Source organism: Streptomyces capoamus (assembly GCF_014654935.1).
GTDB lineage: Bacteria > Actinomycetota > Actinomycetes > Streptomycetales > Streptomycetaceae > Streptomyces > Streptomyces capoamus.
In genome coordinates this window covers 270,232-284,834 of the sequence record NZ_BNBF01000001.1, presented here as the reverse complement: position 1 = coordinate 284,834, position 14,603 = coordinate 270,232, and the positions used below count along the sequence as shown (strand labels likewise).

Genomic DNA, 14,603 nt, shown 5'->3' with positions numbered 1-14,603 from the left:
CAGCCCAGCGCGGTGCGTACGGCGAGCGGGGCGAGGGGCGCGAGGAGCTGCCACGGGGACCGCGGCGGAAGCGCCCGTTCGGCGGCCACGCCGAGGAGTTCGTCGGCGGCCTCGCGCGGCGCCTGGACGCGCGGGACCCGGCCGGTGCCGCGCAGGTCGCGGGCCCAGGCACGCAGCCGTGCGGGGTCGGTGTCGGCGGGGGCGGCCAGGGCGACCTCGGCGCGGACGAGGAGCCGTTCGAGGGCGCGGCGGGTGCGGTCGGGGCGGGCGCCGGCGGCGAGCAGCGACTGCCAGGCGGCGTGGATGGCGGCGGCGCACGCGGCGCGGGACCGGGCGTGGCCGTCGGCGGTACCGGGGGTTGCGGCGTACGCGGCGGCGGCGTCGAGGGCCTGCGCGGTGGCGCGGCGCTCGGGGCCGTGGGGGCGGAGCAGTCCGGGGGCCATGCAGACCAGCCAGGCCCAGGCGCCGGCGGCCAGGGCCAGCCCGATGTGCGCGGGGATCCGGCCGGGGGTCTGCGGGACGAACAGCGAGGCGGAGCTGATGAAGGAGAGGACCACGTGGCCGGGCGGTCCGATCCGGGTGGCGTCGCACACGGTCTTCTGGACGGCCGCGAGCAGGGCGCCGACGGTGACGAGGACGACGGCGTTCGTGGTGAGCGCCGCGGCGAGCAGGGCGACGGCGAGCCCGCCGACCATGCCGAGCACTACCCGGGCGAGGGCGCGGGCCCGGGCGGCGTAGGGCCGGTTGTGGCCGTAGAGGGCGCACAGCGAACCGGCCATGGTGTACATGGCGAGGTCGAGGCGGCCGAGCGCGAGCAGGGCGAGGTTGGGCGGGGCGACCGCGGCGACCACGCTCAGCGCGGGCTTGAACCAGATGTCGGAGGGGCGTCCCAGGCGGAGGACTCCCGCGAGGGCGAGACGGCGGGCGGGACGGTGGGGAGGACGGGGGGCGGGACGGTGGGGGGTCGCACTGCTCATCCTATTAATTTAACAGGTGTTTTACTTGTAAAACAGCGACGAGGAGGCTTGTCACCGCGCGTGCTCCCCCGCATGCTCCCCGTGTACATCCTTGCGCTCGCGTGCGCTCCGCCGGCCGTGGGCATCGCATCCCTCGACCGACCGTCGAGCGTGGAGGTGCGCGTGCACGGACCGGTGTCGACCGCCTGGCTGCTGGTCGCGTTGTGCGCGGTGACCGGGGCCTACTGCCTGCTGCGGATGCGCAGCGCCGTGGAGGAGCAGCGCCGGGCCGCCGGCGGCGAGGCGCTGATGGGGTTCGGCATGGCCGCGATGGCCGTGCCCGCGGCCGTGTTCACACCGCCGAGGTGGGCGTGGCCGGTGTACGCGGCCGTGTTCGGCGCGGCGGCCCTGCGGGCGCTGTGGACCGCGCGCGGAACCCCGCACCACCTGCACCACCTGGTGGGCAGCGCGGCCATGGTCTACATGGCGGTGGCGATGGCCGCCACCCCGCCGGCCGCCCACCATGCCCACGCCGGCACCGGCGTGCCGCTGCTGACCGGCGCGCTCCTGGTGTATTTCACCGGGTATGTACTGCTGTCCGGCGCGCGCCTGGTCCCCGCCGCCGCTCCGGCGCACGGGACCGGCCCGGTCCGCTGGGGCGACCGCCCGGAACTGGCCCGGGCCTGCCGGCTGTCGATGGGGATCGGCATGGTGGCGATGCTGCTGACGATGTGAACCGCGCCCCGGCGGCCCGCTCGCCGTCCGGCGGGCCGGTGGCGGGGGCGCCCCGGGTGCCTCGTCCGGCGGGCCGGTGGCGGGGGCGCCCCGGGTGCCTCGTCCGGCGGGCCGGTGGCGGGGGCGCCCCTGGTGCCTCGTCCGGCACGCCACGGGTGTCAGCCGTTGAGGGTCCGCATGAGCGCGGGGGCGTAGCGGTCGCCGGAGACGATGCCGCGCGGCGCGACGGCTTCGATGGCGGCCAGCTCCTCGTCGGTGAGCGTCACGGCGGTGGCGGCGACGTTCTCCTCCAGGTAGCGGCGGCGCTTGGTGCCGGGGATGGCGACCGCGCCCCGGCGCAGCACCCAGGCGAGAGCCAGCTGGGACGGCGAGACCTGCTTGGCGGCGGCGATACGGCGGACCTCGTCGACCACGGCCAGGTTGCGGGCGAAGTTCTCGCCCTGGAAGCGCGGGTCGGTACGGCGGAAGTCGTCGGCGGCGAAGTCGTCCGGGCGGGTGATCGCGCCGGACAGGAACCCGCGCCCGAGGGGCGAGTAGGCGACCAGGCCGATCCCCAGCTCGTCCAGGGTGACCATGACCCCGTCGGCCCCGTCGTCCTCGTCGTCCTCGATGCCGCGTTCGAAGAGGGAGTACTCGGTCTGGACCGCCGTGACCGGGTGGACCGCGTGGGCGCGGCGGATGGTCCGCGGGGCGACCTCCGACAGGCCGATGTAGCGGACCTTGCCGGCGGCCACCAGCTCCCCCATGGCGCCGACGCTCTCCTCGACCGGCACCTGCGGGTCGACCCGGTGCAGGTAGTAGAGGTCGACGTGATCGGTGTCCAGGTGGCGCAGGGAGCGCTCCAGGGAGCGGCGGATGTACTCGGGGCGCCCGTTGTGGCCGACGAGCGTGCCGTCGTCGGTGAACTCGACACCGGTCTTGGTCGCGACGACGGCCTGCTCGCGGCGGCCGGCGAGGGCCTTGCCGAGGAGCTGCTCGTTGCGGAACGGGCCGTAGCTCTCGGCGGTGTCCAGCAGGGTCACGCCCAGTTCCAGGGCGCGGTCGATGGTGGCGAGGGACTCGGTCTCGTCGGTGCTGCCGTAGAAGGCGCTCATGCCCATGCAGCCGAGTCCTTCGGCGGAGACGGTCAGGCCCTGACTGCCGAGGGCGCGGAGTTCCATGATGGTGATGATCTTCCTTGCTGTCGCGGGTCGCCCCGCGGTGTGTGACTGGTCGGTGGTGCACCCGGTGCACCGCGGCCCGTCCCGAGGGGGCCGGGCGGGACGCCGGGGGTCAGCGCACCCAGGAGCCGGTGAGGGCCTGGACGGCGGAGCCGTCGAGGTCGGCGAGGGTGGTGGCGACGAAGTCGCGGGCCCACTGCGAGGTCTGGACCCGGAAGGGCGGGCGGGCGGCGGTCAGGGCGTCGACGATCGGGACGGCCGCCTCGGCCGGCGTCTGGGCCGCGGCGAACGACTGCCGGGTACGGGCGAGGTAGGCCTCGAGCGCCGGGCCGTAGGGGCCGGCGGCGGCGAGCAGCGCCGGGACGTCCAGGCCGAGGTTGGCGACGAACTCGCTCGCCACCGCGCCCGGTTCGACCACGGTCACGTCGACGCCGACGGTGGCGGCGACCGGCGCGAGCGACTGCATGAAGCCCTCGACGGCGAACTTGGCCGCACAGTACGCCTCGTTGAAGGGCTGGCCGACGGCGCCGCCGACGCTGCCGACGGTGATCACCCGGCCCTTCGCGGCGCGCAGGTGCGGCAGGGCGGCCCGGGTCACCGCCACCACGCCGAAGAAGTTGACCTCCATGGCCGCGCGGACGTCGTCGACACTGCCCTGCTCGATGGTGCCCACGTGGGCGGCGCCGGCGTTGTTGACCAGTGCGTCCAGGCGGCCGTGTTCGGCGACGACCGCCTCCAGGCAGGCGGTGATGCCCGCGGGGTCGGTCACGTCCAGGCGCTCGACCTGGACGCGGTCGGCGACACCGGCCTCGGCGGCGGCCTGGAGCAGGGCCCCGGCCTTGCCGGTGTCGCGCATGGTGGCGATGGTCGTCCAGCCCGCGCGTGCGGTGCCGATGGCGGCGGCGAGGCCGATGCCGGAGGACGTACCGGTGATCAGAACCGTTTTCGGGGAGGTCATGAGGTCTTCCTTGGCTGGGGAGCGCAACGGGTTCGCCCGGGGGCACGACGGCTCGCCCGGGCGGCACAAGGGCCGACACCCGTAACCGGGGAGTTCCCCGGTTATTCGCAACGGTAAGCGGGGAACTCCCCGGTTGTCCAGTTAGACTGGTCCCCGACGAAGGGAGCAGCCTTGACCACCAAGCCGGGCGCGCTGCGTGCCGATGCCCGTCGCAACCGGGAGCGCATCCTCGAGGCCGCCGTGCGCGCCTTCTCGGAGAAGGGACCGGACGTCGCGATCGACACGATCGCCAAGGCCGCGGGCGTCGGCTCGGCCACGCTCTACCGCCACTTCCCGACGCGCGAGGCACTGGTCGAGGCGGCCTACCGCAACGAGCTGGCCCGTGTCTGCGACAGCGCGGCGAAGCTGCTCGCCGAGAACGCGCCGGACCGGGCGATCCGTCTGTGGATGGACGACTTCATCGACTACGTGGCCGCCAAACAGGGCATGGCGGACGCGCTGCGGGCCGCGGTCGCGTCCGGCGCGGACCCCTTCGCCGAGACGCTGGACAAGCTCGGCACCGCGCTCCGCACCCTGCTGCGCGCCGGCGCCGACGCCGGTCTCCTGCGCCCGGACATCGACCCCTTCGACGTCGGCTTCAGCCTGGCCGGTGTCGCGCTGATCACCAGCGCCCCCGACCAGCGCGAACGGGCCGGCCGCCTCCTCGACCTGCTCCTCGACGGCCTCCGGTACGGGGCGGACGGGCCGGCGGCCGGCTAGTGATCCGGCACCGGCCGCCGCGCACGGGGCGCCGCGCTGCGAGCGCAGGGACGGGCGGGCCCCGCGTCGGATACGTCACTTCGGGGCCGTGGACCGTACCGCCGAGCGGCTCGCCGCTCATAGAGTGCCGGCCATGATGGTCTCCGTGGCCCTGTTGCTGCTCGGCGCCCTGACCGCCGTCGCCGCCCCGCGGCTGCTGGCCCGGGCCGACTGGCCGGACCGCGAGCCGGTGGTCGCCCTGTGGGTGTGGCAGTGCGTCGTGGCGGCCGTCCTGTTGTGCTGCGCCCTGTCGATGGCCCTGAGTGCGGCGGCCGCCTGGCAGACGGTGCGCGGACAGCTGTTCGCCGCCGCCCCGCGCGGGGTCGTGGAGGCCTACGCCCTCGGTGCGGCCGGCCGCTGGGCGGCGCCCACCGCCTTGCTGCTCGCCTGCGGCGGCCTGTGGAGCCTGGCGATGCTGGCCCGTGAGGTCGTACGGGACCGGGCCCGGCGGCGCGGACGGCGTGCCGAACTCCTGGTGCGGGCGCCGCTGTTGCCGGGCGAGGAGCCGGCGGGCCGCCGGCTGGTGATACTGGAGGGCGACCGTCCCCACGCCTGGTGGCTGCCCGGCGCGGTGCCGCGGCTGGTCGTCACCACGGCGGCGCTACGGCGCCTGAGGGGCCGTCAACTGGACGCGCTGCTGGCGCACGAGCAGGGACACGCCCGGGCGCGGCACGACTGGCTGCTGCACTGCTCGGCCGCGCTGGCGGGAGGGTTCCCGCAGGTCCCGGTGTTCGCCGCGTTCCGCGACGAGATGCACCGGCTGGTGGAGCTGGCCGCCGACGACACGGCCTCCCGGCGCTTCGGCCGGCTGACCACGGCCCTGGCCCTGGCCGGACTCAACGAGGACCGGGGCGTGTTCGGGCCCTGCCCGACCCCGCAGGCGCAGGTGCCGCAGCGCGTGCACCGGCTGCTGACCCCGCCCGACCGGCTGCCGGCGCTGCACCGGCTGCGCCTGACGGCGACCGCCGCACTGGTGCCCGTGCTCCCCCTACTGGTGACCCTGGTACCGGGCCTGCGGGCACTGGGCTGACCTCGCCCGCTTGGCCGCGGGCCGTTTTGTCCACAAAGATCGCCGCATGCACCAACGTCCCCCCGCCTCCCCGTCCTCCCCCTCCCCCTCCCCCCGGCCGGCGGCGGTCCGTACGGCCGCCCTCGCGTCCGTGTTCCTCGGCGCCTCCTTCGTGCTGCTGCTGGTCCTCGTCGCACTGCGCTGGCACCCCCTGCTCGCCGTGGACGGCCGTATCTCCCGCGCCACCCACCGCTGGGCGGTGCGCGACCACGCGGTGACCCACGCCTTCCGGCTGCTGACGGACTGGGTGTGGGATCCGCTCACCATGCGCCTGCTGGCCGGGGCGGCCGCGGTGTGGCTGGTCTGGCGGCGCGCGGCCTGGTGGACGGCGCTGTGGCTGGCCGTCACCTGCGCGGCGGCCGCGCTCGTGCAGCAGTCGGTGAAGGCCGTCGTCGCCCGCCCGCGCCCGGTCTGGCCGGACCCGGTCGACTCCGCCCGCTACGCGGCCTTCCCGTCCGGTCACGCGATGACCGCCACCGTGGTGTGCGGCCTGCTGCTGTGGCTGCTGCACCGCCGCGGCGCGGGCCGCGCCCTGTGGTGGACGGCGGTGGCGGCGGCACTGGTGTCGGTGGTCGGCGTGGGCGTGACCCGGGTGTGGCTGGGTGTCCACTGGGCCTCGGACGTGCTGGGCGGCTGGCTGGCCGGGGCGCTGCTGGTGGCCGTGGCGGTGCTGGTGTACGAGTGGCCGGAGAACGAGCGGACCCGGCTTCCGGCGCGCCGGCGGGGGTAGAGTCCGGCCCATGGCTGCCGTGCTGTTCGACTTCTCCGGGACGCTGTTCCGCATCGAGACCGCCGAGTCCTGGCTGCGCGCGGTCCTGGCCGGCACCGGTCACACCCTGCCGGAAGGCGAACTGACGCGTGCCGCGCGGGCCTTGGAGGCGGCGGGCGGACTGCCGGGCGGTCCGGAACCGGTGGAGCTGCCGGCGGACCTCGCGGAGCTGTGGGCGGTGCGGGACGAGAGCGCCCAGTTGCACCGGGCCGTCTACACCGGCCTGTCGCGCCGGGTGCCGCTGCCGGACCCCGGGCTCCACGACGCCCTGTACGACCGGCACATGGTGCCCGCGGCCTGGTCGCCGTACCCCGACGCGGCAAAGGTACTGCGCACCCTGCGCGAGCGCGACGTCGGCGTGGGCGTCGTCAGCAACATCGGCTGGGACCTGCGTCCGGTCTTCCGCGCACATGGGCTGGACGCCTATGTGGACACCTACGCGCTGTCGTACGAACACGGGGTGCAGAAGCCCGATCCCCGGCTGTTCTCGGTGGCCTGCGAGGCGCTCGGGACGGACCCGCGCCGGGTGGTGATGGTCGGTGACAACCGGACGGCGGACGGCGGCGCGGCCGCGCTCGGCTGCCGGGTGCACTTCGTGGACCCTCTGCCGGTGGACCGGCGCCCCGACGCACTGCTGCCGGTGCTGGACCTGGTGGGCTGAGCGGCGACCCGGCGGGGTGGGGGCGGCGGTGCCGTCCGTCCGGGACGCTCCCCCGCGTCGCCCCAGACGAACGGCCGTTCCGGAAGGGCCCCAGGCACAGGGAAGCCCCGTTGCGTTGAGTATAGTTGGCTGGCAGCCAGTCAACGCAGGAGTTACAGGATGTCCCCGCGCAGCGCCTCGGTCAATGAAGAATTGCGGCGGCGTTCCCGGGAACGGCTGCTGCAGGCCGCCGTCGAACTCGTCGGCGAGCACGGCTTCGAGGCCACGACACTCGGCGACATAGCGGACCGGGCCGGTTCGGCGCGCGGACTGGTGTCGTACTACTTCCCCGGCAAGCGCCAGTTGGTGCAGTCCGCGGTGCACCGGCTGATGCACCGCACGCTGGAGGAGGCGCTGGAGCGGGAGCCGTGCACCGAGGACGGCCGGGAGCGGCTGGCCCGGGCCATCGACGCGATCCTGGGCCTGGCCCGGGACCGGCCGGTGCTGATGCGCCAGCACATGGCGGGCCTGCTCCACGCCGAGGGCTTCGTGCAGTGCCCGGAGCAGCGCCGGCTCGCGGAACTGCTGAGCGACACCGTGACCCGGTACGGGGCGCAGGACGTCTCGGCCGACTATCCAATGCTGCGGGCCCTGCTGATGGGCGCGGTGTACGCGGCGCTGGTGCCGGGCGTGCCGATGCCCGTGCCCCTGCTGCGGGCCGAGCTGTTCCGGCGGTACCGGCTCGACTGGGCGATGGGGGTGCCCCCGGAGAGCCGGCCGGACCCGGCGGCGGACGGCGGGGACCTGTCCCGGTTCTTCGCCACGGGTGACCGGCCGGGCGGCGCCTGAGCGACGGGCCCGCGCCCGCACCGGAAGCACCCGGGCAGCGGGTTGTGCCGGACTGCGCCGGACTGCGCCGGCGGCCTCGGCGGCCTCGGCGGCCTCGGCGGCCTCGGGGATGATCACACTAGTACGCGCGGGGGCCGCCCCCGGGTCACCCCACCGGCCCCTGCCGCCGGCCGTCCGGCGGTGCCATGCTGGAAGCGTCCGCACACTCTCCTTCGGGCGAGGAGTACCGCTGTGCTGCGTGTCGCCGTCGTCGGTTCCGGGCCGAGTGGGTGCTACACCGCCCAGAGCCTGGTCCAGCTCCATCCCGAGGTCCGCGTGGACGTCCTGGACCGGCTGCCGTGCCCCTACGGCCTGGTCCGCTACGGCGTCGCCCCCGACCACGAGAAGATCAAGTCCCTGCAGGGCAGCCTGCGCACGGTCCTGGAGCACGAGCGGGTGCGCTTCCTCGGCGGCGTCCGGGTGGGCGGCCCGGGCGGCCTGCCCGTGCAGCGGCTGCGCGGGCTCTACCACGCGGTGGTCTACTGCGTGGGCGCCGCCACCGACCGGCGGCTCGGGATCCCCGGCGAGGAACTGCCGGGCAGCTGGTCCGCGACCGAGTTCGTGTCCTGGTACAGCGCCCATCCGGACGCGGCCGACGCGGGCTTCCTGCGCGGGGTGCGCTCGGCGGTGGTCGTCGGGGTCGGCAACGTCGCGGTGGACGTCACGCGGATGCTGGTCCGGGGCGCGGCGGAGCTGCGTGCCACGGACATCCCGCAGGCCGCGCTCGACGCGCTGGCGGCCAGCGGGCTCACCGAGGTGCACATGGTGGGCCGGCGCGGGCCCGCCCAGGCCCGCTTCACCACCAAGGAACTGCGCGAGCTGGGCGCCCTGCCCGGCACGGAGGTGACCGTCGACCAGGCCGAGCTGGCGCTCGATCCGGCCGGTCCCGGCGCCCTGCCCGCCGGGCCACGCCGCAATGTGGAGGTCCTGCGCGCCTGGGCGGCGCGGCCCGCCACGACCGCCGCCCGGCGGATCCGGCTGCGGTTCTTCCTGCGCCCGGTGGAGCTGCTGGAGGACGGCGGCCGGGTGGGTGCCGTCCGCTTCGAACGGACGGCACCGGACGCGTCCGGCGGCGTGACCGGCACGGGCCGCTACGAGGACGTGCCCGCACAACTGGTGCTGCGCTCGGTGGGCTACCGCGGAGTGCCGCTGGAGGGGCTGCCGTTCGACCCCGCAAGCGGCACGATCCCGCACCGGGAGGGCCGCGTGCTGCGGGACGGCGCGCCCTCGCCGGGCGAGTACGTCGCGGGGTGGATCAAGCGCGGCCCGACGGGGGTCATCGGCACCAACCGGCCCTGTGCCAAGGAGACCGTGACCACGCTGCTCGCGGACGCTCCCGCACTCGGCCGCGCGGACCTGCCGGCGGACCCGGTCGCGGCCCTGCGGGCGGCCGGCATCGCGCCCGTGCCCTGGGACGGCTGGCTGGCGATCGAGCGGGCCGAGGCCGAGCTGGGGACACGGCTGGGGCGGGGCGTGGTGAAGCTGGCCGACTGGGACACACTGCTGGGCGCGGCGCGGGTGCCGTAGCCCGCGCGGGGCTCGCCGGCGGCCGGCCGGGTGGGCGGGTCGGGGGGCGCGGAAGTCCGGTACCGCGGCCGGATCAGCCGGGAGTGCCGCCGCGGCCGGCCTGGCGTTCGGCGGCGGCGAGGAGGCTGTCGAGCAGGCCCGGGAAGAGGCCGTCCAGGTCGTCCCGGCGCAGGCCGTTCATCTTGGCCGTACCCCGGTAGACCTGCCGGATGACGCCGCTCTCGCGCAGCACCCGGAAGTGGTGCGTGGTGGTGGACTTGGTCACCGGCAGCTCGAACTGCGAACAGGACAGCTCCGCCTCCCCCGCGGCGAGTTCGCGCACGATCCGCAGCCGCATCGGGTCGGACAGCGCGTGCAGCACGCCCTCCAGACGGATCTCCTCCCGGTCCGGGTGCGGCAGCGCGCGGCCGGTGCTGGCGGTGTCGGTCACGGCGGCTGCCCCTTCGTCACGGAATCTGTGGCACCCCCATTGTACGAGAGACATCGTAGTTTGACATGTCTCGTAGTATGAGGAGTACCGTACGAGGACACCAGCGGTCCGTGACGATTGGAGTCCACGTGAGTGCGCTCTTCGAGCCCATCACCCTGCGCGAACTGACCATCCCGAACCGGGTGTGGATGCCTCCGATGTGCCAGTACTCGGCCGAACCGGAGGGCCCGCTCGCCGGCGCCCCGCACGACTGGCACTTCGCGCACTACGCGGCGCGGGCCACCGGTGGCACCGGCCTGATCGTGGTGGAGGCCACCGCGGTCTCGCCCGAGGGCCGCATCTCCCCGTACGACCTCGGGCTGTGGAACGACACCCAGACGGAGGCCTTCCGCCGGATCACCCGTTTCCTCACCGCGCAGGGCACCGTGCCCGCGGTGCAGCTGGCGCACGCCGGCCGCAAGGCGTCCACCGACCGGCCGTGGAGGGGCGGCGCGCCCCTCGGCCCGCAGGCGCACGGCTGGCAGCCGCTCGCGCCGAGCGCGCTGCCGTTCGACGAGCGCCACCCGGTGCCCGCCGAGCTGACCGCCGAGCGGATCGAGGAGATCGTCGGCCAGTTCGCCGCCGCCGCGCGCCGGGCGCGTGCCGCGGGCTTCGAGGTCGTCGAGATCCACGGCGCCCACGGCTACCTGATCAACGAGTTCCTCTCCCCGCACTCCAACCACCGCACCGACGCCTACGGCGGCTCGTACGAGAACCGCGTCCGGTTCGCCCTCCAGGTCGTGGACGCCGTACGGGAGGTGTGGCCGGCGGACAAGCCGGTGTTCTTCCGCGTCTCGGCCACCGACTGGCTCGAGGACGGCGGCTGGACCCCGGAGGACACCGTCCGTCTCGCCCGCGACCTGCACGCCCACGGTGTCGACCTGCTCGACGTCTCCACCGGCGGCAACGCCCCCGGCGTCGCCATCCCGGCCGGGCCGGGCTACCAGGTGCCGTTCGCCGCCCGGGTGAAGGCCGAGACCCCGCTGCCCGTGGCCGCCGTCGGCCTGATCACCGAGACCGGACAGGCTCGCAAGATCCTGGCGAACGGCGAGGCCGACGCCGTGCTGCTCGGCCGCGAACTGCTGCGCAACCCGTCCTGGGCCCGGCACGCCGCCCGCGAACTGGGCGCGGAGGTCCGGGTGCCGGACCAGTACCACCGCTCGGTCTGAACCGGCCCGCCCCGCCGGGCGGGGTGCCGGGTCACGTCGTCGGCAGCAGGCGGGTGACGGTCCGTTCCAGGCGGGGCAGGGTGCGCTGGCCCGCCAGGGCGAGCGCGATCGCGGCCACGACACCGGCCCAGGCGACCGGGCCCAGCGGGGTGCAGCCGAACGCGCGGCTGAGGCCCGGGGTCTGCACCACGAACACCAGGGCCAGCGCGGAGCCCAGCGAGGTGACCTGCACCAGCCGGCTGTCGCGCCGGTCGAGCAGGGTCTGCACCAGCTGGGTGCCGACCACCCCGCACAGCGCCATGGTGCTGGAGCGGCGGGCGGTGCCCGGTGTGAAGCGGCCGATCAGCCAGGCCGTGACCGCGCCCAGACAGGTGGTCAGGGCCCGGTGCCGGATCTGCCGCAGCAACGGGTCGCCCAGCACCCCGGCCGCCTCCTCGACGTGTCCCAGGTCCGCCTCGCCCTCCTTCTCCGTCACGGCCACCGCCATCGACGGGAACAGGTCGGTGAAGAGGTTCACCATGAGCATCTGCCGGGTGGACAGCGGCGACCGTCCGGACAGCAGCGTGCCGAGGATGCCGAACCCGACCTCGCCGGCGTTGCCGCCGATCAGGATGGCGATCGCGTCGGCGACGCTGTGCCACAGCGCGCGGCCCTCGCCGACCGCGTCGATCAGCACCGTCAGGTCGTCGTCGGTCAGCACGATGTCCGCGGCGTTGCGCGCGGCGGCCGAACCCCGGGCGTTGATGCCGACGCCGATGTCGGCGGCCCGGATGGCGGCGGCGTCGTTGGCGCCGTCGCCGACCATGCCGACGACCCGGCCCGCGTCCCGCAGCGCCTCCACGACCTGGAGCTTCTGCTCGGGCGCCACCCGGGCCACCACGCCCGCGTCCCGCAGCATCCGGGCCCGGGCCGCGCGGTCCGCCGCGGCCAGCTCGTCGCCGGTGACCACCACGGTGTCCTCCGGCCAGCCCAGGTCGGCGGCGATCGACCGCGCGGTCTGCGGATGGTCGCCGGTCAGCATGACCGGTCGTACACCCGCCCCGTTCAGCCCGTTCACCAGGGCCGTCGAGGTCTCGCGCGGTACGTCGGACAGCGCCAGCAGACCGGTGAACCCCAGCTCGGCCAGCGGCCGTTCCAGGGCGTCCGTCTCCCGCTCGTCCGCGCCGAGCGGGCGTTCGGCCACCGCCAGCACCCGCAGGCCGTCCGCCGCCAGGGCGTGCGCGGACCGGGAAGCCCCGGCCGGCAGCCCGGCGCAGGCGGGCAGCACGGTCTCCGGAGCGCCCTTGACCACCAGCACGGGCGGTCCGTCGCCGCTGCGGCCGACCGCGGCGGCGTACCCGCGCGCGGCCTCGAACGGCAGGTCGGCGAGCTGGGTCCAGTCCGGGTCGGCCGGCGCCGCGGCCAGCACGGCCTCGTCGGTGGCGTGCACCGGCCGGTCGGAGCCGCCGTTCAGCCGCGGGCAGGCCCGCGCGGCGGCCCGGACGGTGGCCTCGGAGCCCGGGTCGGCCGCGGCGCGGACCGTGCCCTCGGCGTCGGAGGTGCGCACCAGCCGCAGTCGGTTCTCGGTGAGCGTGCCGGTCTTGTCGAAGCAGATGGTGTCCATCCGGCCCAGCGCCTCCAGCGTGCGCGGGGTGCGGACCAGGACACCGCCCCGGCTGAGCCGGCGGGCCGCCGCCAGCTGCGCCACCGTCGCCACCAGCGGCAGCCCCTCCGGGACGGCCGCCACGGCCACCGCCACCCCGCCGCTGACCGCCTCGCGGATCGGGGTTCCACGGAGCAGGGCGAGCCCCGTCACCGCCGCGCCGCCCGCCAGGGTCAGCGGCAGCGCCTTGCGGGTGAGTTCCTGGAGCCGGGCCTGCACGCCCCCGGCGGGGGGTGTGCGGGCGGCGAGGTGGACGGCCCGTGCGGCCTCCGTGCGGTCGCCGGTGTCGACCACGATGGCCCGGGCATCGCCCGCCACCACGGTCGTGCCCTCGAAGACCATGCAGCTGCGGTCCGCGACCGGGGCGTGCGGGGTGGGGTCCGTCTGCTTCTCCACCGGCAGCGACTCGCCGGTCAGGGCGGACTCGTCCACCTCCAGGCCCTCCTGCCACAGCAGCCGGGCGTCGGCGGGCACCACGTCGTCCGTCTTGAGCTGGATGACGTCGCCGGGTCGCAGCTCGTCCGCCTCCACGGTGCGGGTGCCGCCGGCCGGGGCCTCGGCCTCCGGCGGCACCACCCGCGCCTTCTGCTGCTGTCCGGCGACCAGTCCGGACAGCGCGCGCTCGGCCCGCAGCCGCTGGACGCCGCCCACCAGGGCGTTCAGATCGAGGGCGCCGACGACGAGCAGCGCGTCCGCGACGGAGCCGAGGATCGCCGACGCCGCCGAACCGACCGCCAGGACCGGGGTGAGCGGGTCCTGCAGTTCCCCGCGGACCGCGCGGGCGAGCCGGTAGGACCAGCGGACGGGCGCGGCGGCCGGGTGCCGGGTGACGGTCTCGGCCGCCGTGCGCATCCGGGCGGTCACCGGGTGGCCGGCGTCGGGGGCCGGTTCGTGCGCCAGGCGGTCCCGGGCCTCGTCGGGGTCCAGCTCGTGCCAGTGCACCCGGGGGCGGGGGTGCGGGGCGGGGGCGGTCGCCACGCCGAACGCGGCGGCCGCCCCCGTCAGCAGCGCCATGGCCGCGCCGATGTCGACGGGCGCGTGCCGGAACCCGGGCAGCACGGCCAGACGGCCGCGGCCGCGGCCGGACTCGCCGATCGCGACGAGCAGTCCGGACAGCGCGGCGCCGGAGCGCGCCAGGGTCTGGGCCCGGCGGCCGACCCGACGGGCGGCCGGGACCGCGGTGAGCACCCGCCACACGTCGGGCAGGCCGTGCAGGGCGAGGATGTCGGCATCCCACACCACGGCGCCGTCCCGGTCGGTGAGCGCGACCGCGACATCGGCGGCCCGCAGCGCGGCCAGCACGTCCCGGTCCCCGGCGCCGCGCACCCGGGCGGCCACGAGTACGGCGCCCTCGTCGCCGCGCGCCTCGTAGACCACGTCGTCCAGCGGCCGGCGGGCGTCGACGACCTGGTCGGCGAGACCGGTGAAGTCCTCCAGCGCCGGGTCGTCCACGAGCACCACCCGCAGTCCGGCCCGGCGGGCCGCGTCCAGGACCGGCTCGGCCCAGGCGTCGGCCTCGCCGTCCGCGGTGCGCAGCGCGCTCGGGTGCAGCACGACCGTGCCGGCCATCTCCAGTTCGCGCAGCCGCTCCGGGGCGCGGACCAGCACGCCGGTGCGGGCCAGGGCGGTGCTGAGCACGGCGTGGAAGGCGGCGGGACCGTAGCGGGCGGCCTTCGGGGAACCGGCCAGCACCGCCTCCGCCGCCTCGGCGCCGTCGTGTTTGACCAGCAGGGTGGCCGCCGCGCCCAGCAGGCTGCCGGCGGAGGCGTGGGTCGCGTACTCCTGGGCCGGGGAGACGCGCAGCGGCGGGCGCGGCAGGCCGC

General features: G+C 75.9%; 12 protein-coding genes and 1 pseudogene. 8 read left to right on the top strand and 5 right to left on the bottom strand.

Features of this window, described 5'->3' with window-relative positions; translation table 11 throughout:
• Positions 1-977: pseudogene (locus IE312_RS38395) on the bottom strand (FUSC family protein); the annotation flags it as partial.
• 162 nt (positions 978-1,139) lie between these two features.
• Here IE312_RS38395 and IE312_RS01335 point away from each other — a divergent pair.
• The gene (locus tag IE312_RS01335; RefSeq protein ID WP_189977463.1) at positions 1,140-1,691 is read left to right on the top strand and encodes a DUF5134 domain-containing protein; all 552 of its coding nucleotides are present in this window, start codon (positions 1,140-1,142) and stop codon (positions 1,689-1,691) included.
• Positions 1,692-1,849: 158 nt separating this feature from the next.
• Here IE312_RS01335 and IE312_RS01330 read toward each other — a convergent pair whose 3' ends face one another.
• Positions 1,850-2,851, bottom strand: a complete 1,002-nt coding sequence (locus IE312_RS01330; protein ID WP_189977461.1) for an aldo/keto reductase — start codon at positions 2,849-2,851, stop codon at positions 1,850-1,852.
• Positions 2,852-2,963: 112 nt separating this feature from the next.
• The gene (locus IE312_RS01325; protein WP_189977459.1) at positions 2,964-3,809 is read right to left on the bottom strand and encodes an SDR family oxidoreductase; all 846 of its coding nucleotides are present in this window, start codon (positions 3,807-3,809) and stop codon (positions 2,964-2,966) included.
• Positions 3,810-3,980: 171 nt separating this feature from the next.
• On the opposite strand from IE312_RS01325, the gene IE312_RS01320 reads away from it, so the two are divergent.
• The 6 genes from IE312_RS01320 to IE312_RS01295 all read left to right on the top strand — a co-directional run bounded on the left by IE312_RS01320 (position 3,981) and on the right by IE312_RS01295 (position 9,500).
• Positions 3,981-4,568 (top strand): TetR/AcrR family transcriptional regulator, encoded by a 588-nt coding sequence (locus IE312_RS01320; protein WP_189977457.1) that lies wholly within the window; start codon positions 3,981-3,983, stop codon positions 4,566-4,568.
• Between the two features lie 133 nt (positions 4,569-4,701).
• Positions 4,702-5,637 carry a M56 family metallopeptidase gene (locus IE312_RS01315; protein ID WP_189978207.1) on the top strand — a complete coding sequence of 312 codons (936 nt, stop codon included), beginning with the start codon at positions 4,702-4,704 and terminating at the stop codon, positions 5,635-5,637.
• A 46-nt stretch (positions 5,638-5,683) separates the two neighbouring features.
• Entirely contained in the window at positions 5,684-6,406 is a 723-nt protein-coding gene (locus tag IE312_RS01310; protein ID WP_189977455.1) for a phosphatase PAP2 family protein, read from the top strand.
• A 10-nt stretch (positions 6,407-6,416) separates the two neighbouring features.
• Positions 6,417-7,106 carry an HAD family hydrolase gene (locus IE312_RS01305; protein ID WP_189977453.1) on the top strand — a complete coding sequence of 230 codons (690 nt, stop codon included), beginning with the start codon at positions 6,417-6,419 and terminating at the stop codon, positions 7,104-7,106.
• Positions 7,107-7,265: 159 nt separating this feature from the next.
• Positions 7,266-7,934 (top strand): TetR/AcrR family transcriptional regulator, encoded by a 669-nt coding sequence (locus IE312_RS01300; RefSeq protein WP_189977452.1) that lies wholly within the window; start codon positions 7,266-7,268, stop codon positions 7,932-7,934.
• 231 nt (positions 7,935-8,165) lie between these two features.
• A complete protein-coding gene (locus tag IE312_RS01295; protein WP_189977450.1) occupies positions 8,166-9,500 on the top strand; it encodes an FAD-dependent oxidoreductase in 1,335 nt (444 codons plus the stop codon).
• A 73-nt stretch (positions 9,501-9,573) separates the two neighbouring features.
• Here IE312_RS01295 and IE312_RS01290 read toward each other — a convergent pair whose 3' ends face one another.
• Complete coding sequence (locus tag IE312_RS01290) at positions 9,574-9,984, bottom strand: ArsR/SmtB family transcription factor (RefSeq protein WP_370467501.1); 411 nt, start codon at positions 9,982-9,984, stop codon at positions 9,574-9,576.
• A 74-nt stretch (positions 9,985-10,058) separates the two neighbouring features.
• Between IE312_RS01290 and IE312_RS01285 the strand changes: the two genes are divergently transcribed.
• On the top strand, positions 10,059-11,138 hold the full coding sequence (locus tag IE312_RS01285; protein WP_189977445.1) for an NADH:flavin oxidoreductase/NADH oxidase: 1,080 nt from the start codon (positions 10,059-10,061) through the stop codon (positions 11,136-11,138).
• A gap of 31 nt (positions 11,139-11,169) precedes the next feature.
• Here IE312_RS01285 and IE312_RS01280 read toward each other — a convergent pair.
• Positions 11,170-14,603: cation-translocating P-type ATPase (locus tag IE312_RS01280; protein WP_229898835.1), on the bottom strand; the 3,434-nt coding region annotated here is incomplete at its 5' end.

Bases quoted from the DNA above. Each gene is read 5' to 3' on its own strand.
- IE312_RS01330 (WP_189977461.1), bottom strand. From the start codon at position 2,851: ATGGAACTCCGCGCCCTCGGCAGTCAGGGCCTGACCGTCTCCGCCGAA.
- IE312_RS01300 (WP_189977452.1), top strand. From the start codon at position 7,266: ATGTCCCCGCGCAGCGCCTCGGTCAATGAAGAATTGCGGCGGCGTTCC.
- IE312_RS01310 (WP_189977455.1), top strand. From the start codon at position 5,684: ATGCACCAACGTCCCCCCGCCTCCCCGTCCTCCCCCTCCCCCTCCCCC.
- IE312_RS01325 (WP_189977459.1), bottom strand. From the start codon at position 3,809: ATGACCTCCCCGAAAACGGTTCTGATCACCGGTACGTCCTCCGGCATC.
- IE312_RS01315 (WP_189978207.1), top strand. From the start codon at position 4,702: ATGATGGTCTCCGTGGCCCTGTTGCTGCTCGGCGCCCTGACCGCCGTC.
- IE312_RS01290 (WP_370467501.1), bottom strand. From the start codon at position 9,984: ATGTCTCTCGTACAATGGGGGTGCCACAGATTCCGTGACGAAGGGGCA.
- IE312_RS01305 (WP_189977453.1), top strand. From the start codon at position 6,417: ATGGCTGCCGTGCTGTTCGACTTCTCCGGGACGCTGTTCCGCATCGAG.